We start from the raw sequence: 17420 nt of genomic DNA, 5'->3' as shown, positions 1-17420 counted from the left end.
TTCTCAAAAAAGAATAATCATGCGCGTTGAACCTTCCTGCACGGCGGGCGTATCCTACGTGCCGCGTTATATCAGTGGACAGCTGAGGGGATGTTCATGAAGTACGTCGTTGCCTACCGCACGCGCCGCGGTAGCACCAAGCGCTATGCCGATTGGCTGGCGGCGGATCTGGGTGTGTCCGCGCAAGATTTCCGGCAGGTCTTGGATGAGCAGATCGCCGCGGCCGACGTCGTGGTGCTCTGCTCCACCAACTACTACGGCCTGTCGCTCGGAGCCCATCGTTTCAAGCAACTCGTGCGCCAATACCCAAAGAAGCACTTCGTGGTGGTCTTTGTGGGCTCCACGCCCATGCCGCGCGAGTACGGCGGCATCTCGGGGCACCGGTTCATGTTCCACTTCAACTATCCGGCGGAGAAGTTCCCACATCTTGCCTGGTGCTGGTGCATGGGAGCCTACGATCCCGCCCAGCAGCATCCGTGGGATCGCCTGGTGCTCTACGCTTACGGCGACTACCTGGCGGCGCGCGCCAAGAAGGAACCGGTCAAGCCCTTCAAGAAGATGCGCGAGGACCTGCGACACGGCTGCGATGGCTGCGATCAAGCGAACCTAGCACCGATGGTCGAGTACCTGAAGGGCCTCACGGCATCATCGCCCCTGCCCGCCGAGCCCCTGAACCTCACGCTGCGATAGGAGACGATGTCTTATGACGAGTACGGATATGACATTCGAAGCGAAGGCCGATAACGAAGAGGGCGTGCCGCAGCGCGCGGAGCAGGGTGGTCTCAGCGCGATGCTGGAGACAGCGACGACGCGTCAGAGCGAGGAAGCGGTGGACGCCTCCGCCAGCTCGCCCATGACCCTGAAGCGTATCGTGCTGATGACCTTGGGTTTCATCTCCTTCGGCACCGGCGTGGCGGGCATTTTCGTGCCATTGCTGCCCACGACCGAGTTCATCGTGCTCTCGGCCTTCCTGTTCGCGAAGTCCTCGCCGCGCTTCCACAACTGGGTGCTCAACACCAAGGTCTACCGCGGGTACGTGGAGCCGTTTCTGGGTAAGAAGGGCGCTTCGATGAAGGTGAAGACGCGCATCGCCCTGAGCTCGGCCATCGTGCTTCTCATCTCGGCGATCCTCATGAACCGCTGGTACGTCTATCTGATCCTGGGCTGCCTCATGGCTGCGATTCTCTACGTAGTCTTTGTGCGCGTGCCCACCACGGAGGAGTAGGGAGTTCTGGCGCGCGCTCCCCACGCGCCGTCTCAAGTTTTAACGCGCTCTGAACCACCCGTTCTTTTTCTGTTCAAAAATGCGGCTCATATCCAATTCGTGCCAAAATGAACCAATCCGCGTACCGCACGTCCGATGGGAGAGCGAGTTTTGGATAAGACCGACATCCAGAAGCGCATGCAACAGGCCATTCGCATGACCGCGCCCGGCCAGCCCGTTCGCACCGCTCTCGATATGATCATCGCCGGGCACCTGGGCGCACTGATCTGCGTGGGCGATACCGAGCATGTGCTCGCCGCCGGTAACGACGGCTTTCCGCTGAACATCTCCTTTACGGCCAACCGCCTCTTCGAGCTGTCCAAGATGGACGGCGCCATCGTGGTGGACGGCGACCTGAATCAGATTCTCCGCGCCAACTTTCACCTGAACCCCGATCCCTCGCTTGCCACGAGCGAGACGGGCATGCGCCACCGCACCGCCGCGCGCATGTCCATCCTGACCGATGCCACGGTCATCTCTGTGTCTGCCCGCCGCGCCGTCGTCAACGTGTACGTGCACGGCAGGAGCTACGAGATCCAGCCGGTCACGGTGCTTATGAGCTCCGTCAACCAGCTGATGAGCACGCTGCAGACCACGCGCACGCAGCTCGACCGCAACCTGCTGCGCCTGACGGCGCTCGAGCTGGACGACTACGTCACGCTGGCCGACATCACGGGCATCTTCTCGAGCTTCGAGATCATGCAGCAGGCCAAGAGCGAGCTCGAAGACTGCATCGAGAAGCTGGGTACCCAGGGCAAGCTGGTGCGCATGCAGCTGGAGCAGCTCGCCGGCTCCGCCATGGACGAGGAATACAACCTCATGATCCGCGACTACGCGGCGGATTCCTCCGAGGAGAATGCGGCCAACATCCGCGATCGGTTCCTGGCCATGACGGCGCAGGACCTCACCAACCCCAAGAAGGTCGCCTGCGTGCTGGGTTACGACAATTTGGACGAGGACTCGGTCCTCACCCCGCTCGGCCTGCGCACGCTCTCCCGCGTGTCCGTGGTGCGCGAGGGCGTGGCCGAGAAGATCGTGGACGAGTACGGCTCGCTGCAGGATCTCATGGACGATATCCGCAAGGATCCCGAGCGCCTCGGTGACTTTGGCGTCAACAACCCCGCCATCCTCGCCGACTCGCTCTATCGCATGCGTGGCAGCAAGCCCGGCGCCCCGGGCGGCGTGGCATGATGCCCCGGGTCTGCGCCGTCGTCGTTGCCGGTGGGTCCGGCACACGCTTTGGCAACCCGGGCGGCAAGCAGCTCGTGAACGTGGCGGGTCGCCCGCTTATGACCTGGTCGATCTTGGCCTTTGACCGCTCGGCCTACGTGGGGCATATCGTGGTGGTGTGCCCACCCGAGCGCCGCGCGGAGATGAACGCCCTGGCCATCGAGCCGTTCGATATTCGGACCCCGCTGACCTTCGCGGATGCCGGGACGACCCGCCAGGACTCCACGCACGCAGGCGTGAGCGCCGTACCCGCGGGTTTCGACTACGTTGCCATCCACGACGGCGCCCGCCCGCTCATCACGACCGAGGCCATCAACAAGGCGATCAACGTCCTCATCGACTCCTCTGCCGTGGACGGCGTGGTGTGCGGCCAGCCTTCCGTGGATACCCTGAAGGTGATGGAGGGGGACCGCATCGTCGAGACGCCGCCGCGCAGCCGCTACTGGACGGTGCAGACACCCCAGATCTTTCGCCTGGACGCCATGCGCCATGCCTTTGAGACGGCCGCTGCTGAGGGGTTCATCGGAACGGATGACTCCTCGCTCGTGGAGCGCGCCGGCGGCACGGTGCTCTGCGTGAACAGCCCGCGCGACAACGTCAAGGTCACGCTGCCGGAGGATCTGCGCGTGGTCACGGCCATCCTGCTCGGCCGCATGAGCGAGGCGGACAGCCGCCAGGACACGGGAACCGTCCCGCGTCTGGGGTAGGGCTACCCGGTGGACGTGGCGAGTGCATCCTCGCCCGTGGTACCGGGCGAGCGGTCCGGGCGGGTGCGGTATGATGACGAGCGCATGGAACCATCTACGGTACGAAGGAGCGCTCGCCCATGAGCTCGCTGCGCATCGGACACGGCTATGACGTTCACCGATTGGTGGAGGGGCGCCGCTGCATCATCGGCGGCGTGGACATTCCCTTTGAGAAGGGCCTTTTGGGCCACAGCGACGCCGACGTGCTCGCCCATGCCCTGGCCGACGCCATTCTCGGCGCCGCCCGTGCCGGCGACATCGGCAAGCTCTTCCCTGACACCGACCCCGCCTACGAGGGGGCGGACTCGCTCGTGCTGCTCCATCGCGTGATGGAGCACGTGCGCGGCCGCGGCTTCGAGTTCGTGGACGCGGACTGCACCATCGCCTGTCAGGAGCCCAAGATCACTCCGCACCGCGATGCGATGCGCGAGAACCTTGCGCGGGCCCTCGGCGTGGATGTGGAGAACGTGGGCGTGGCCGCCACCACTACCGAGCGCCTCGGCTGGGAGGGCACGGGCGAGGGCATCGGCGCCTGGGCCGTCTGCCTGCTGGAGAAGCGATGTAGCGAGACGGCGTAGACCGGGTTCGATTTGCTAGCACGAGAGGAATTCCCCCCATGAAGATATACAGCTCCCAAACGCATCAGAAGGCCGAGTTCACCCCCATCGAGGAGGGAAAGGTCCGCATGTACGTGTGCGGTCCCACGGTCTACGACAACATCCACATCGGCAACGCGCGCACGTTCATCAGCTTCGACGTTATCCGCCGCTGGCTCATGGCCTCCGGCTACCAGGTGACCTTTGCGCAGAACCTCACCGACGTGGACGACAAGATCATCAACCGTGCGAACGAGCAGGGTCGCACGGCCGAGAGCGTGGCCGAGGAGTTCTCGGATAAGTTCATCGCCGTCATGCGCCGCGCCAACGTGCTCGACCCGGATGTGCGTCCCCGCGCCACCAAGGAGATCGGCCCCATGATCGGCATGATCAAGAGCCTGATCGAGCAGGGACATGCCTACGCGGCCGAGAACGGCGATGTGTACTTTGCCGTGCGTAGCGACCCGTCCTATGGCGAGGTTTCCGGTCGCCGCGTGGACGACCTCATGGTGGGCGCGCGCATCGAGGAGAACGAGATCAAGCGCGATCCGCTCGACTTTGCTCTGTGGAAGGCCGCGAAGCCCGGCGAGCCCAGCTGGCCCTCGCCGTGGGGTGCCGGCCGCCCCGGCTGGCACACCGAGTGCGCCGCCATGGTGCACCGTTACCTGGGAGTGCCCATCGACATCCACGGCGGTGGCTCCGACCTGGCCTTCCCGCACCACGAGAATGAGTGCGCCCAGGCCACCTGCGCTTGGCACGAGGGCTTCGCCAACACCTGGATGCACACGGGCATGCTGCTCGTGAACGGCGAGAAGATGTCTAAGTCGCTCGGCAACTTCTTCACGCTGGAAGAGGTGCTCGAGAAGCACTCCGCGGCGGCGCTCCGCCTGCTCATGCTGCAGACGCACTACCGCAGCCCGCTCGACTTCTCCTGGGAGCGCCTGGAGGGTGCCGAGAATTCGCTCACGCGCATCGCCGGTACGGTGGAGAACTTGCGCTGGGCCGCGGGCCATGCCGCCGACGCGCCGGATGCCGACCGCGCCGCTGCGCTTTCCGCTGCGTGCGAGCAGACGGATATCGAGTACCGTGCCTGCATGGATGATGATTTCAACACCGCGGGTGCCCTTGCGGCGGTCTTCGGCTTCGTGACCGAGGCGAACCAGTATCTCGAGGCCACGCAGGCGGATGTCGCCGTGGACGCGGACGCCGCCCTCGCCGCGGCGGACGCGCTCGCCGGCTGGCTGGACACCCTGGGCATTCAGCTGCCGGAGCCCAAGGTGGAACTGCCCGTGGGCTTGCTCGGCGTGGCCGCGGGGCTCTGCGCTTACACGGGCGACGCCGTGGATGAGGCCGCCGAGCGCATCCTCGCCGCCCGTGCCGAGGCCCGCGCGGCCAAGGACTGGGCGCGCGCCGACGCCATCCGCGACCAGCTGCGCGACATGGGGCTCGTGATCGAGGACACGGCCGCCGGCCAGCGCATCAAGAGCGTCTAGCTCGGGGATTCCTCGCCAGATTACGAGCCGGGGGCGTGACGTAACTCGTTCACGCCTCCGGCTTTATTAGTTCGAGTTAGTAGGCTGCGACGTGGAGGCATACGTCAGTTGCCGGAGACGTGCAGGTGTCTTGCAAAGGGCGGGGGGCGACCCCGAACCAAGGTGGCACCGCGGGCTCGTACAGGCTCGTCCTTGGCTGTATCCATCAGCTGGGACGAGCCTGTTCTCGTTTCCGGAAGGGGGCTGCCGTATGGCGCGAGACGTGTTTCCCATGCGGGGCGAGGTGCGCGAGCTGGCGAGGAGTGGCCGGTACCGCCGCATCCCGGTGGTACTCGAGCTTCTTGCCGACCGCTTTACGACTATCGAGGCCATGCGCCGGGTGCGCGCGGCCTTGGGTCCGCGCATGCTCTCCGCACCGCGCTGCTCGGCATCCTGCGCCGGCGGTTATCCGTTATGCCATAATGGCCCCGTTCAAACGGTACGGTGAGATGGGGCATCCATGGCGGATAGGCGCAAGGCGAATAAGGGCGAGCGGGGCGGTAGGGGCTCCGGTTTCGGCGATCATGGCGCACGGGGCAGCCGCGCGGGCGAGGGCAAGCGGACGCGTTCCGCCGGACCCGCCCGCGCGTCGCGGACTGGACGCTCCGGCGCTCGGGAAACCCATGCCGGAGAGCGTGCGGCACTCTATATAGAAGGACGTCGAGCCGCAGCCGAGGCGCTGCGCTGTGGCTTCCCCGTCAAGCGCGCACTCGTGGCTGAAGGGGAGGGGGACGCGGGTACGCGCGAGTACCTCCAGGTCCTTCAGGCTGCGGGCGTGCCGGTGGAGTTCGTGTCGCGCGCACGTTTGGACGAGATCTCGAGCCACGGGGCGCATCAAGGCATCGCGCTCGAAGTGGGAGCGTTCCCGTATAAGACCATCGAGGACGTGATCTCGGCTTCGGGTGCGGGTCCCGCGCTCGTCGTCGTGCTCGACCACGTGACGGACGAGGGCAACCTGGGTGCCATCGTGCGCTCCGCCGAGGTGGTGGGTGCGAGCGGCGTGGTGGTTGCGAACAAGCGCGCGGCCGGCGTGGGCGTGGGCACGTTCAAGACGTCCGCCGGCGCCGTCATGCATCTGCCGATCGCGCAGGTGACGAACCTCGCCCGTGCGATTGACCAGCTGAAGGAGGCGGGCTTTTGGGTGGTCGGTGCCTCCGAGCACGCCGAGGATATCGTCTGGAATGCACCACTCGACGGTCGTATCGCGCTCGTGATGGGCTCCGAGGGCAGCGGCATCTCGCGCCTGTTGCTCGAGAAGTGCGACGTTCTCGCCAAGCTGCCCCAGCGTGGGCAAACCGAGAGCCTGAACGTGGCTCAGGCGGCCACCGTGTTCTGCTACGAGTGGCTCAGGCGCAACCAGGGCGTTCTGTAGGAGTTGCCGATGACCAAGAAGAATCGAAACAAGGCGAAGGCCAAGCGCTTCGGCGAGGGGTCCGTTAAGAGTCAAGTTTCCGCCGCTACCTACGGCGTCGGCAACGCGTTCGGCTCCTTTGGCGGCTCCGGGGTCTACGGCGCTCCCGATCCGTCCGAGCCGCCGCGCGGTACGAACGCCCGCGGTCAGAAGGAGCTGCTGGTGGTGGATGGCTACAACATCATCCACGCCACCGCTAAATACGAGCGCCTCATCTACGACAGCGGAAAGAGCCCCTACGCCACCGACCGCTATGATTCCGCGCGCATGGCGCTCATCGCCGACGTGGCCGCCTTTGCCCAAGGTAGCTACGAGGCCGTGATCGTGTTCGACGGCGCGGGCAACGTGAACCCCGATCGTCCGAATCTGCCGCAGGCGGGCATCCGCATCGAGTACAGTCCAACGGGCGTTTCCGCCGACACCGTGATCCAGCGGTTGTGCACCGAGGCGCGCGAGTCGGGGCGTGCCTGCTCCGTCGTCACGTCGGATGGGACCATCCAGGCGACGGTGATGGGGAAGGGCGTCACGCGCATCTCGGCGCGCATGCTCGTGGAGGAGATGGACCAGATCGACCGCGAGATCGAGCGCGTGCAGGAGGAGGCGCCCAACATGAAGCTCACACTGGGAAGCCGTCTCTCGCCCGAGGCCGCGGCCAAGCTCGCCGGCCTGCGCGCCAAACTGTAGTATCCTGAACCAACGCGCCAGCGTGGCTCAACGGTAGAGCAACTGATTTGTAATCAGTGGGTTGCAGGTTCGATTCCTGTCGCTGGCTCCAGGGAGCTTGCGGGCCCGTTGCCGTTGCCGGCAGCGGGCCCGTTTCATGTGGGTCGGAATCGAACCTGCAAAGGCGCGGAGCTGAGGCGACGCGCGAGCGTCGCCCAGCGCAGCGCGCGAGGGCCGGAGGCCCGAAGCGGATGCGGTCGGCCCCGCCGACCGCGGATTCCTGTCGCTGGCTCCAGGGAGCTTGCGGGCCCGTTGCCGTTGCCGGCAGCGGGCCCGTTTCATGTGGGTCGGAATCGAACCTGCAAAGGCGCGGAGCTGAGGCGACGCGCGAGCGTCGCCCAGCGCAGCGCGCGAGGGCCGGAGGCCCGAAGCGGATGCGGTCGGCCCCGCCGACCGCGGATTCCTGTCGCTGGCTCCAGGGAGCTTGCGGGCCCGTTGCCGTTGCCGGCAGCGGGCCCGTTTCATGTGGGTCGGAATCGAACCTGCATTACTGCAGCAGGCTAAAGTGCAGGTCGACGTAAGTGAGTGATGTAGATACGCCCGGACGCGTGTGTTAGTGCGTTTTTGTTGACACGCCCGCGAGCGCGTCGTAACATTCCACTGCTTGCGCTTGAGGCGGACCGAAATGGAGCGCATCAAGCACGAGTATGGCAACTGGGGATGTGGCACAGCGGCAACTGCGGCGGACTGTAAATCCGCTCCCTCTGGGTTCCTAGGTTCGAGTCCTAGCATCCCCACCAGTCAGGCCTGTGTAGCTCAGTCGGTAGAGCACCTCGTTGGTAACGAGGAGGTCACCGGTTCAAGTCCGGTCGCAGGCTCCAGTTTTGGCGGTGTAGCTCAGTTGGTCAGAGCGCACGGTTCATACCCGTGTTGTCACTGGTTCGAATCCAGTCACCGCTACCAGGTAACACAGGCGGCTCAGTCGGATACGATCGGGCCGCTTGAGGTTAAGTAGGCAAAGTCCCGTCCGGGGACGACCTAAGGAGGAGGGCTCATGGCCAAGGAAAAGTTCGAGCGTACTAAGCCGCATGTCAACATTGGTACCATCGGTCACGTCGACCACGGTAAGACCACGCTGACTGCCGCCATCACCAAGGTTCTCTCTGAGACCCCTGGCTGCAAGGCTGACTTCACCGCCTTCGAGAACATCGACAAGGCTCCCGAGGAGCGCGAGCGCGGTATTACCATTTCCGTCGCCCACGTCGAGTACGAGACCGCCAAGCGTCACTATGCTCACGTTGACTGCCCCGGCCACGCCGACTACGTCAAGAACATGATCTCCGGTGCCGCTCAGATGGACGGCGCTATCCTGGTCATCGCCGCCACCGACGGCCCCATGGCCCAGACCCGCGAGCACATCCTGCTCGCCCGTCAGGTCGGCGTGCCCTACATCGTCGTGTTCCTGAACAAGTGCGACATGGTCGACGACGAGGAGCTCATTGACCTCGTCGAGATGGAGACCCGTGAGCTCCTCTCCGAGTACGACTTCCCGGGAGACGACATCCCCGTGATCCGCGGTTCCGCTCTCGGCGCCCTCAACGGCGAGGAGAAGTGGATGAACTCCGTCCGCGAGCTCATGGACGCCGTCGACGACTACATCCCGACGCCCGCCCGTGACAACGACAAGCCGTTCCTGATGGCTGTCGAGGACGTCATGACCATCTCCGGCCGTGGTACCGTTGCCACCGGTCGTGTGGAGCGCGGCGAGCTCAAGCTGAACGAGCCGGTCGAGATCGTCGGCATCAAGCCCACCTCCACCTCCGTGGCCACCGGCATCGAGATGTTCCGCAAGTCCATGGACTTCTGCGAGGCTGGCGATAACGTGGGCATCCTGCTCCGTGGTGTCAAGCGCGAGGACATCGAGCGCGGCCAGGTTCTCTGCAAGCCCGGTTCCGTTACCCCGCACACCAAGTTCACCGGCGAGATCTACGTCCTCACCAAGGACGAGGGTGGCCGTCACACCCCGTTCTTCTCCAACTATCGTCCGCAGTTCTACTTCCGTACGACGGACGTCACCGGCACCATCAAGCTGCCTGAGGGCACCGAGATGGCCATGCCTGGCGACCACGTGACGATCGACGCTGAGCTGATCCACCCGATCGCCATGGAGGAGGGCCTGCGCTTCGCTATCCGCGAGGGTGGCCACACCGTGGGCTCCGGCATCGTCTCCAAGATCGAGGCCTAGTTTTAGACCCCGTATCTGACGGTCTGCTCTGAACCCGGCGCCTCAATCGGGGCGCCGGGTTTTCTTTGTAAAGGGCGAGCTGCAGAAGTTGTGAACGTAGTTGACAGCTCGCCGGTTGGGATGATAGCCTTATCCACCGTGCCCGTATGGGACGGTATTGGAGGTATAAGATACATGCGCACTATGGTTACCCTCGCTTGCACCGAGTGCAAGCGCCGCAACTACACCACGACCAAGAACAAGGCGAACATGCCTGATCGCATGGAGATCAAGAAGTATTGCCCCTGGTGCCGTAAGCACACGGTCCACAAGGAGACGCGCTAGTCTCTCATTTACACGCCAGTAGTTCAATTGGTAGAGCATCGGTCTCCAAAACCGAGTGTTGAGGGTTCGAGTCCTTCCTGGCGTGCCAGATTCACCTCCGTAAGCCTCCTCGCGAGGCTTACGGTTTCTAACGTACAAGGCGGGTTTCGCCGGAGGTAGGGCGCAATGGCCACTAAGAAGAGCAAGAAGAAGGTTTCGGAGCAGCCCGCTAACCTGGCTACCGATTCCAAGGCCAAGGGCGCGGACAAGAAGAGCGTCCTCAAGAAGAAGGACGCTACTCCGGACAAGAAGAGCACCAAGAAGGCTAAGAAGCCGGGCGTGTTCACCCGTATCAAGAAGTACTTTGGCTCCGTGCGCTCCGAGATGAAGCGTTGCGTGTGGCCCACCAAGAAAGAACTGATCAACTACTCCGTGGCGGTGTGCGTCTCGCTCATCGTCGTGGGAGTCGCCATTGCTCTGGTTGATGCTGTTATCAGCCAGGGTTTGGTGCTGTTTGCCGGTCTTAGGGGGTAGGCAATGTCCAAGCGTTGGTACGTCGTTCACACCTACTCGGGCTACGAGAACAAGGTCAAGACCGACCTTGAGCATCGTATCGAGACCATGGGCATGCAGGATCGCATCTTCGACATCCAGATTCCCATGGAGCGCGTTGTCGAGATCAAGGAGGGCGGCGAGCGCGTCGCCAAGGATTCCAAGGTCTTCCCCGGCTATGTGCTCGTTCGCATGGAAATGGACGATGACTCCTGGACCTGCGTGCGCAACACGCCCGGCGTGACCGGTTTCCTCGGCGGCAGCGGCAAGCCCGCGCCGCTTTCCCGTGATGAGTACAACAAGATGATGCGCAAGTCCGATAAGGGCGACGCGCCCAAGCGTACTGCCACCTCCATCGAGGTCGGCACCTCCATCCGCGTTACCTCTGGCCCGCTTGCCGGCTTTGACGGCCAGGTGGCTGAGGTCAACGCCGAGGCTGGCAAGGTCAAGGTCACGCTGCTCATCTTTGGCCGCGAGACCCCGGTCGAGCTTGCGTTCGACCAGATCGAGGTCATCGCGTAAGGTTGTCCGTTCGCGTCCCCGCTTCGCTTCTGGCCGCTCACCAGGACGCGAGCTTCTAGTGGGATCGGCGCTGACGATAGGTAAGATTACTTCGCTTTTAGCGTGAGGAAGGAAGACAGATGGCTCAGAAGAAGGTAACCACCGTCATCAAGCTTCAGATCGACGCCGGTAAGGCGAACCCGGCTCCTCCCGTTGGTCCGGCGCTCGGTGCCGCTCAGGTCAACATCATGCAGTTCTGCCAGGCGTTCAATGCCGCCACGCAGGACAAGATGGGCGACATCATCCCCGTCGAGATCACCGTTTACGAGGATCGTACGTTCACCTTCGTGACCAAGACCCCGCCTGCGGCTCACCTCATCAAGAAGGAGCTCAAGCTCAAGGGCGGTTCTGCCACCCCGCAGAGCGTCAAGGTTGGACAGCTCTCCCAGGAGCAGCTCACCAAGATCGCCGAGATCAAGATGCCGGACCTCAATGCCAACGATATCGAGGCCGCCAAGAAGATCGTCGCCGGCACCGCCCGTTCCATGGGCGTGACCATCGCCGAGTAACGTCGGCTCCAATTGGGTAATTGCGCGACGGCATAGGGTCGTCGCGCTCGATGTGGGAGGGTGTTCTCCCGTTTGCACCACAGGAGGTATTGATATGGCTAAGAAGCATGGCAAGCTCTACCGCGAGGCTGCGGCCAAGATCGACCGCACGAACCTTTACACGCCCGCCGAGGCTGTGAAGCTCGTCAAGGATAGCGCTCACAAGAAGTTCGACGAGACCGTCGAGGTTCACTTCCGTCTGGGCGTTGACACCCGTAAGGCCGATCAGAACATCCGCGGTTCCATCTCCCTGCCCCATGGTACCGGTAAGTCCGTGCGCGTGGCCGTCTTCGCCGAGGGCGAGAAGGCTCGCGAGGCCGAGGAGGCCGGTGCCGATGTGATCGGTTCCGACGAGCTCGTTGCCCAGATCCAGGCCGGCGAGATCAACTTCGACGCTGCTATCGCCACCCCGCCGATGATGGCCAAGGTCGGCCGCATCGGTAAGATCCTTGGTCCCCGTGGCCTCATGCCGAACCCCAAGCTCGGCACCGTGACCATGGACGTCGCCAAGATGGTCGGCGAGCTCAAGGCTGGTCGTGTTGAGTACCGTGCCGACCGTTACGGCATCTGCCACGTTCCGATGGGCCGCGTCTCCTTCGACGATCAGAAGCTCATCGAGAACTACGCAGCGCTCTACACCGAGATCCTGCGTGTTAAGCCCGCGTCCGCCAAGGGCAAGTACGTCAAGAGCATCTCCATGTCCTCCACCATGGGCCCGGGCGTCAAGGTCGACCCCGCCGTCCAGCGCAACTTCCTGGCTGAGTAGCTTTACGCTTCCAGCGCATCTTTGAACGCCAAGCCCTGCTTCCTTGAGGAGCAGGGCTTTTTTGTACCTCGAGAAAGAACTGTCTGAAATACTACATCGTCACACATAGTAGTATGTGTTAGAGTAGTCTCAATGAGATGAGGAGGTGCTAATGGCGACGAGCAAAGATGTGACGAGCGATTTGATCCGCGGCAATATCGACGCGATTATCTTGTGCGTGCTTGCCGATGGCGATAGCTACGGATACGAGATTCTCAAGTGCGTAGCGCACAAGAGCTTGGGCGACTACGAGATGAAGGAGCCTTCGCTCTATACAAGTTTGAAGCGGCTTGAGAAGTCCTCGCTGGTGGAGAGCTATTGGGGGGACGAGACCCAGGGCGCGCGTCGTAAGTACTACCGCGTGACGCAGGCCGGCTTGGATGAGCTCGAACAGGCTACCGAACGGTGGCGTGAGGTACGGGATATCATCGACCGCCTGCTTGAAACGACCGCGCCCGCGAAGTCGGCGGCAACGGATGGGGGACACCATGAATGAGCTTCGCATGTACGTTGAGCACCTCTTTGAGGGCAAGGTTATGACGGCCGAGCTCATCGAACTCAAGGAAGAGATTTACGGCAACCTCATGGCTCGCTACGAAGACCTCGTGGCGAGCGGTATCGATGCGGCTCAAGCGCTCGAGGAGGCAAAGCAGAGCATCTCGAGTGTCGACGAGCTGTTGTCGGGTGACGGATCCCAGGAGGCTGACAGTTCAAATCAGAGCGGGGCTACATCGGCTGACGAGGATATGAAGGGCCCGAGCGCTCCGGTGCTGCCGCAGCCTGAAACGGTGACAACGAAGGCATCGACCACGGTTAAGGCGCATAAGAAGCTGCTCCTCGTGCTTGCCGGTGTTTTGCTTGTCGTTATGATCGGCATTCCCCTCATCGGTGTGGCCATGGGCGCCATCCTCTTCGACAACGTGACCGATGGCGATATCAGCGTGAATCATGATGGCACCTCCCTTTCCGTGGGCAAACAGGGAGTTCAGATTCAGGATAACGACGATGCCATCGTGGTGAGCCCCGACGGTACGGTTCGTATCGATGGCGATCCTGCCGACGATTTGCTGAACATGGTGGTGGAGGCGGAGCCGCCCAATGCGTATATGGGAACGAGTATTTCGGATTCGTCTACGCTGTCGGCTCTGGTGTCCTCGCTGCCGCTTGGTGAGTGGTCGACACAGGTGGATACGAGCCAAGAGCGTGGCATCCTGACACTTCGGTATGGGTCGGTGCTGGATGCGTACGATAGCGAATTCATCGATGCGGCGCTGGTGTACGATGCCACGGCAATCTTTGCCTGCATGCCCGAGGTCCAGCAGATTCAGATGAGTCTAAGCGAGAGCGACGAGACGGCGAACGTCGACCGGTATGACTTTTCGCGCGCCATGCTGGAAGAGCAATACAGCCAGAAATTGAACGGCGACGTCTTGAATTACGACACCTGGAAAGCACTGAAGACGGAGCATCTGTATCAGGGCGGCTTCGTTGAAGGGATACTCGACGCGGCTGATCGTGATTAGCGGCGTTGCAGGTGGGTTGAATTCAAAACTCGCTGTAATGGTACAGATCTATGGGGGCCGGTCGAGTAGACCGATCCCTTTTGCGTGCGGAACCGCAGGTCGGAAAACTGCCATAGCACGCGATACTGTAAGGGTCACGGAAACCCTGTACCAATGCAGCGAGTTTTGATTCTCGGGCCGAAATATCGTGCTTGCAGATGGCTTTTGGAGCCATCGGGTACACTGGGGTACGCGAACTTTCATGAGGAGGAACATGGACGCCAACACCACCACGCCAGATGCCGTGCTCCAGCAGTCTGAGAGCGATCAGGCCGATGATCCGATCTTCCAGGAAGAACAGGCGCACCTAAATGAGCTCTATAAAAAGCTCCTGGGATATCGCGACGAGTTGACTCACCAGCTCGAGCATGAGCACAAGGCTGCTGCCGCGGACCTGGTGACCATGTCCGAGGAGATTCGCCCGGACTTTACCGGTGCCGATGAGACCATGGAGACGCTTGCGGCCATCGAAACGCTGAACGCGGTTATCGACGCCTACAACCAGTATCACGACTTCTCCGTTGACCGCCTGCGCCGCGTGCTCCTGCTGCTACGTCAGCCCTACTTTGCCAAGGTACGCCTGCAGATGCGCCCGGGGCGCCCCTCTGAAGACGTCTACATCGGCGCGGTGGGCATCACCGACGAGGACCACGAGCCGCTCGTCGTGGACTGGCGCAATCCCATCGCGGAAACCTACTACAACCAGGAGAACGGTCCCACCTCCTACATGGTGCGCGACCGCGTGCGCAACGTGGTGCTCGAGCTGCGCCGTCAGTTCGACATCGACCGCGATCAGCTTCGCGCGTACTTCGACACCACCGTTGCCATCGAGGACTCGCTGCTGCTGAACGCGCTGCGCAAGCACCACAGCGAGAAGCTCCAAGCCATCACCGCCACCATCCAGCGCGAGCAGAACGAGGTCGTGCGCCACGAGGACGTGCCGGTCTTGCTGGTGAACGGCATCGCGGGCTCGGGCAAGACGAGCGTCATGCTGCAACGCGTGGCCTATCTGCTCTACCAGGAGCACGAGCGGCTCAGCGCTGACCAGGTGGTCCTTTTCAGCCCGAACGACGTCTTCGAGCGCTACATCGACGGCGTGCTGCCCAGTATGGGCGAGGCGAACCCGCAGCTCTTCACCTGGCGCGACTTCGTGGCCGAGCAGGGGGCGGGCAACCGTGACGATGGCACCACCACGCCGGAGGAATCTCTCGACGCACTGGATGCGGCGTTGCCGGGCGTGTCGGTGGAGCAGGACGACATTCGCGCCATCACGGTGAACGGAGAGACGCTGCTCGCCGCGCCCCAGATCGCGGCCGTGGTGCGCAAGTGCGAGCAGTTCGGCCTGGGACCGCGGTTCGTGGCCCTGGTGACCGACGAGCTGCATGATCGCTTGGATCAGAAGTTCGGGCGCATGTCGCGCGACGAATCCTGGCAGGAGCGCATGCTCGGCCTCGACGTTGAAGAGCAGATACAGCTGCTCGGTTTTGTGGCGAACCCCGCCGACGAGGCCGAGACGGCGAGTCAGTGCCGCAAGTACGTGGAGCAGCTGTTCAAGGCCGAGGCAGATCGGCAGATCGACCAGCTCGCCTGGTTGCGCCTGGATCGCCTGGGCATGCGGGCACTCGGCAAGCAAGCCCTCTCCGCCACGGAATTCCTCTACCTTCGTCTGTTGATCTGCGGGCGCGGGGCGAGCGATGCCCGTTACGTGATGATCGATGAGGTACAGGACTACACGGCCGCTCAGCTGCGCGTGCTCGCCAAGTTCTTCAGCCGAGCCCACTTCCTTCTGCTCGGCGACCAGAACCAGGCGATTCGCGAGGGCACGGCGAGTTTCGAGCGGATTCGCGAGGTCTTCACCGCGAGCCATGGCCAGGTTGACGTGTGCCGCCTGCTCACGAGCTACCGTTCGACCCCCGAGGTGACGGCGGTCTTCAGCGCGTTGGTGCACATGGGGGACGACGTCAAGCTCGCGAGCGTACGCCGCGCCGGAGGGGAGCCTCGTCGCGAGGCGCTGCCGGATCAGGACGCGCTGGTGCGGGAACTGCACGGACTCGTGCAGGCCGCGCGGGATGGCGAGGGGCTGACGGCCATCGTGGCGCACGATGGCGAGGCGGTGCGTCGCATCTCGCGCTTGCTGGGCGGCGAGGTGCCCACGGTGAAGCGCGGCGAGACGCTGCCGGCCGTGGGCGTGGTGATCATGACGCTCGCGATGGCCAAGGGCCTGGAGTTTGATCACGTGATCATCCCGGATGCTAGCGCGACGGTCTATCCGGACACCCCGCTTGCCCGCCGTCGGCTCTACACGGCGGTGAGCCGTGCGATGCACCGGGTCACGCTGCTCGCGGTGGGGGAGCTGTCACCGCTGCTGGCAACGTCCTAGTCCGGCGATCTGCTCAGGCGAAATCCACGTCGAAGGGAACAGGGTCATGGACTTTCTCGAACTGGCAACCAGCCGTTTCTCCGAGCGTCGCTTTGCGGACACGCCCGTTGAAGATGAAAAACTCCGGCGCGTGCTCGAGGCCGGCCGCTTGGCGCCCACGGCTGAGAACAAGCAGCCGCAGCGCATCTACGTGGTGCGTGGCGCTGAGGGGCTGGAGAAGATGGACGCCGGCACGCGCTGCCGGTTCGGGGCGCCCGTGGTGCTCATCCTCGCCTACGACATGACGGAGGCGCGCCATCCGGATGTCTGCGACTTTGGCGTGGTGGACACTTCCATCGTGGCCACGCACATGATGCTCGCCGCCGAGGAGCTGGGCCTCCATACCTGTTGGGTGGGGCTCATCGACCCCTCCGAACTGCGCCGACGTTTCGACATTCCCAAGGAGCAACGCATCATCTCGGTGATGCCCTTGGGGTATCCGAGCGAGCGGAGCCGTCCGGCGCACCTGCACGCCAAGCGGAAGCCGCTGGAAGAGACCGTGTCGTTTCTGGATTAGGGGCGTGCCGCATGAATAGCGCGACCGATGCCGACCGCCTGGCCCGCTACGATCACTTCGTGGCGGGCATCCGCGCGGAGCTGGCCGATACGCGGGCGCGCCTAGCGGAGTTCCGCGCGGAGGGCAAGGTGAAGACGGCTACGTACCAGCAACTCTTTGCCAACCGGATGACCTTAGAGGGCATCGAGCGCCGACTTCGCGACGCCGGGCTGTAGCGGAGTGAACGAACGTATCTGGTTCGTTTTTTCCTTAGGTAGGTAGGAATGCGAACCAAGTTAGATTCCACTCTAAGCAAGTGGGTATAGCGGGTTATTCTTATCTAGGCGGTTGCTTACTAACGGTTGATTTCCGATCCCAACCGAACACATTGAGCTGACGGCACGCTCCCGCAGTTAACCGAACGCCCCCGAGGTCCTATCCGGGCCCCGGGGGCGGCATTTTCCCAGTTGAAGGAATGGTGGAGATG

20 protein-coding genes and 5 tRNA genes are annotated in these 17420 nt (G+C 63.1%); all 25 read left to right on the top strand.

Features of this window, described 5'->3' with window-relative positions; genetic code table 11:
• The first annotated feature begins 96 nt into the window (after positions 1-96).
• The 25 genes from GDJ97_RS07115 to GDJ97_RS06995 all read left to right on the top strand — a co-directional run bounded on the left by GDJ97_RS07115 (position 97) and on the right by GDJ97_RS06995 (position 17169).
• On the top strand, positions 97-690 hold the full coding sequence (locus GDJ97_RS07115) for a flavodoxin domain-containing protein (protein ID WP_193221353.1): 594 nt from the start codon (positions 97-99) through the stop codon (positions 688-690).
• Positions 691-703: 13 nt separating this feature from the next.
• Positions 704-1225 carry a YbaN family protein gene (locus GDJ97_RS07110; protein WP_152070605.1) on the top strand — a complete coding sequence of 174 codons (522 nt, stop codon included), beginning with the start codon at positions 704-706 and terminating at the stop codon, positions 1223-1225.
• A gap of 177 nt (positions 1226-1402) precedes the next feature.
• A complete protein-coding gene (disA, locus tag GDJ97_RS07105; protein ID WP_373422675.1) occupies positions 1403-2455 on the top strand; it encodes a DNA integrity scanning diadenylate cyclase DisA in 1053 nt (350 codons plus the stop codon).
• On the top strand, positions 2452-3201 hold the full coding sequence (gene ispD, locus GDJ97_RS07100; RefSeq protein WP_226808905.1) for a 2-C-methyl-D-erythritol 4-phosphate cytidylyltransferase: 750 nt from the start codon (positions 2452-2454) through the stop codon (positions 3199-3201). Before disA ends, ispD begins: the two co-directional genes overlap by 4 nt.
• A 119-nt stretch (positions 3202-3320) precedes the next feature.
• On the top strand, positions 3321-3818 hold the full coding sequence (gene ispF, locus GDJ97_RS07095; protein ID WP_152070603.1) for a 2-C-methyl-D-erythritol 2,4-cyclodiphosphate synthase: 498 nt from the start codon (positions 3321-3323) through the stop codon (positions 3816-3818).
• Positions 3819-3856: 38 nt separating this feature from the next.
• Complete coding sequence (cysS, locus tag GDJ97_RS07090) at positions 3857-5329, top strand: cysteine--tRNA ligase (RefSeq protein WP_152070602.1); 1473 nt, start codon at positions 3857-3859, stop codon at positions 5327-5329.
• A 250-nt stretch (positions 5330-5579) separates the two neighbouring features.
• The gene (locus tag GDJ97_RS07085; RefSeq protein ID WP_152070601.1) at positions 5580-5816 is read left to right on the top strand and encodes a hypothetical protein; all 237 of its coding nucleotides are present in this window, start codon (positions 5580-5582) and stop codon (positions 5814-5816) included.
• Between the two features lie 12 nt (positions 5817-5828).
• Entirely contained in the window at positions 5829-6740 is a 912-nt protein-coding gene (rlmB, locus tag GDJ97_RS07080) for a 23S rRNA (guanosine(2251)-2'-O)-methyltransferase RlmB (RefSeq protein ID WP_152070600.1), read from the top strand.
• A gap of 9 nt (positions 6741-6749) precedes the next feature.
• Positions 6750-7463 carry an NYN domain-containing protein gene (locus tag GDJ97_RS07075; RefSeq protein ID WP_152070599.1) on the top strand — a complete coding sequence of 238 codons (714 nt, stop codon included), beginning with the start codon at positions 6750-6752 and terminating at the stop codon, positions 7461-7463.
• Positions 7464-7479: 16 nt separating this feature from the next.
• A tRNA-Thr gene (locus GDJ97_RS07070) sits at positions 7480-7554 on the top strand.
• Between the two features lie 604 nt (positions 7555-8158).
• Positions 8159-8242: transfer RNA gene (locus tag GDJ97_RS07065), tRNA-Tyr, on the top strand.
• A gap of 5 nt (positions 8243-8247) precedes the next feature.
• Positions 8248-8323: transfer RNA gene (locus tag GDJ97_RS07060), tRNA-Thr, on the top strand.
• A 5-nt stretch (positions 8324-8328) separates the two neighbouring features.
• Positions 8329-8405 (top strand) — tRNA-Met (locus GDJ97_RS07055).
• A gap of 91 nt (positions 8406-8496) precedes the next feature.
• The gene (tuf, locus tag GDJ97_RS07050) at positions 8497-9687 is read left to right on the top strand and encodes an elongation factor Tu (protein WP_152070598.1); all 1191 of its coding nucleotides are present in this window, start codon (positions 8497-8499) and stop codon (positions 9685-9687) included.
• A gap of 174 nt (positions 9688-9861) precedes the next feature.
• Complete coding sequence (gene rpmG, locus GDJ97_RS07045; RefSeq protein WP_152070597.1) at positions 9862-10011, top strand: 50S ribosomal protein L33; 150 nt, start codon at positions 9862-9864, stop codon at positions 10009-10011.
• 12 nt (positions 10012-10023) lie between these two features.
• A tRNA-Trp gene (locus GDJ97_RS07040) sits at positions 10024-10099 on the top strand.
• 77 nt (positions 10100-10176) lie between these two features.
• Complete coding sequence (secE, locus tag GDJ97_RS07035; RefSeq protein WP_152070596.1) at positions 10177-10524, top strand: preprotein translocase subunit SecE; 348 nt, start codon at positions 10177-10179, stop codon at positions 10522-10524.
• Between the two features lie 3 nt (positions 10525-10527).
• Positions 10528-11064, top strand: coding sequence for a transcription termination/antitermination protein NusG (gene nusG, locus GDJ97_RS07030; RefSeq protein WP_152070595.1), 537 nt, complete (start codon positions 10528-10530; stop codon positions 11062-11064).
• 119 nt (positions 11065-11183) lie between these two features.
• Positions 11184-11612, top strand: a complete 429-nt coding sequence (gene rplK, locus GDJ97_RS07025) for a 50S ribosomal protein L11 (protein ID WP_152070594.1) — start codon at positions 11184-11186, stop codon at positions 11610-11612.
• Positions 11613-11706: 94 nt separating this feature from the next.
• Complete coding sequence (gene rplA, locus GDJ97_RS07020; RefSeq protein WP_152070593.1) at positions 11707-12417, top strand: 50S ribosomal protein L1; 711 nt, start codon at positions 11707-11709, stop codon at positions 12415-12417.
• A gap of 151 nt (positions 12418-12568) precedes the next feature.
• Positions 12569-12952 (top strand): PadR family transcriptional regulator, encoded by a 384-nt coding sequence (locus tag GDJ97_RS07015; protein ID WP_152070592.1) that lies wholly within the window; start codon positions 12569-12571, stop codon positions 12950-12952.
• Positions 12953-12992: 40 nt separating this feature from the next.
• The gene (locus tag GDJ97_RS07010) at positions 12993-13979 is read left to right on the top strand and encodes a hypothetical protein (RefSeq protein WP_152070591.1); all 987 of its coding nucleotides are present in this window, start codon (positions 12993-12995) and stop codon (positions 13977-13979) included.
• A gap of 253 nt (positions 13980-14232) precedes the next feature.
• Positions 14233-16398 (top strand): UvrD-helicase domain-containing protein, encoded by a 2166-nt coding sequence (locus tag GDJ97_RS07005; protein WP_152070590.1) that lies wholly within the window; start codon positions 14233-14235, stop codon positions 16396-16398.
• 46 nt (positions 16399-16444) lie between these two features.
• A complete protein-coding gene (locus GDJ97_RS07000; RefSeq protein WP_152070589.1) occupies positions 16445-16954 on the top strand; it encodes a nitroreductase family protein in 510 nt (169 codons plus the stop codon).
• A gap of 11 nt (positions 16955-16965) precedes the next feature.
• A complete protein-coding gene (locus GDJ97_RS06995) occupies positions 16966-17169 on the top strand; it encodes a hypothetical protein (RefSeq protein WP_152070588.1) in 204 nt (67 codons plus the stop codon).
• Positions 17170-17420: the final 251 nt, after the last annotated feature.

Origin of the sequence: Collinsella sp. AK_207A (assembly GCF_902501965.1) — a bacterium.
Classification (GTDB): Bacteria; Actinomycetota; Coriobacteriia; order Coriobacteriales; family Coriobacteriaceae; genus Collinsella.
Note: the sequence above shows the minus strand (reverse complement) of the source record. Positions and strands in the feature narration are given on the sequence as shown.

Coding starts and splice junctions, on each gene's coding strand:
- GDJ97_RS07010 (WP_152070591.1), top strand. CDS start 12,993: ATGACGGCCGAGCTCATCGAACTCAAGGAAGAGATTTACGGCAACCTC.
- GDJ97_RS06995 (WP_152070588.1), top strand. CDS start 16,966: ATGAATAGCGCGACCGATGCCGACCGCCTGGCCCGCTACGATCACTTC.
- nusG (WP_152070595.1), top strand. CDS start 10,528: ATGTCCAAGCGTTGGTACGTCGTTCACACCTACTCGGGCTACGAGAAC.
- ispD (WP_226808905.1), top strand. CDS start 2,452: ATGATGCCCCGGGTCTGCGCCGTCGTCGTTGCCGGTGGGTCCGGCACA.
- rplK (WP_152070594.1), top strand. CDS start 11,184: ATGGCTCAGAAGAAGGTAACCACCGTCATCAAGCTTCAGATCGACGCC.
- GDJ97_RS07005 (WP_152070590.1), top strand. CDS start 14,233: ATGGACGCCAACACCACCACGCCAGATGCCGTGCTCCAGCAGTCTGAG.
- GDJ97_RS07115 (WP_193221353.1), top strand. CDS start 97: ATGAAGTACGTCGTTGCCTACCGCACGCGCCGCGGTAGCACCAAGCGC.
- secE (WP_152070596.1), top strand. CDS start 10,177: ATGGCCACTAAGAAGAGCAAGAAGAAGGTTTCGGAGCAGCCCGCTAAC.
- ispF (WP_152070603.1), top strand. CDS start 3,321: ATGAGCTCGCTGCGCATCGGACACGGCTATGACGTTCACCGATTGGTG.
- GDJ97_RS07015 (WP_152070592.1), top strand. CDS start 12,569: ATGGCGACGAGCAAAGATGTGACGAGCGATTTGATCCGCGGCAATATC.
- GDJ97_RS07000 (WP_152070589.1), top strand. CDS start 16,445: ATGGACTTTCTCGAACTGGCAACCAGCCGTTTCTCCGAGCGTCGCTTT.
- GDJ97_RS07110 (WP_152070605.1), top strand. CDS start 704: ATGACGAGTACGGATATGACATTCGAAGCGAAGGCCGATAACGAAGAG.
- rlmB (WP_152070600.1), top strand. CDS start 5,829: ATGGCGGATAGGCGCAAGGCGAATAAGGGCGAGCGGGGCGGTAGGGGC.
- rplA (WP_152070593.1), top strand. CDS start 11,707: ATGGCTAAGAAGCATGGCAAGCTCTACCGCGAGGCTGCGGCCAAGATC.
- rpmG (WP_152070597.1), top strand. CDS start 9,862: ATGCGCACTATGGTTACCCTCGCTTGCACCGAGTGCAAGCGCCGCAAC.
- disA (WP_373422675.1), top strand. CDS start 1,403: ATGCAACAGGCCATTCGCATGACCGCGCCCGGCCAGCCCGTTCGCACC.
- GDJ97_RS07085 (WP_152070601.1), top strand. CDS start 5,580: ATGGCGCGAGACGTGTTTCCCATGCGGGGCGAGGTGCGCGAGCTGGCG.
- tuf (WP_152070598.1), top strand. CDS start 8,497: ATGGCCAAGGAAAAGTTCGAGCGTACTAAGCCGCATGTCAACATTGGT.
- cysS (WP_152070602.1), top strand. CDS start 3,857: ATGAAGATATACAGCTCCCAAACGCATCAGAAGGCCGAGTTCACCCCC.
- GDJ97_RS07075 (WP_152070599.1), top strand. CDS start 6,750: ATGACCAAGAAGAATCGAAACAAGGCGAAGGCCAAGCGCTTCGGCGAG.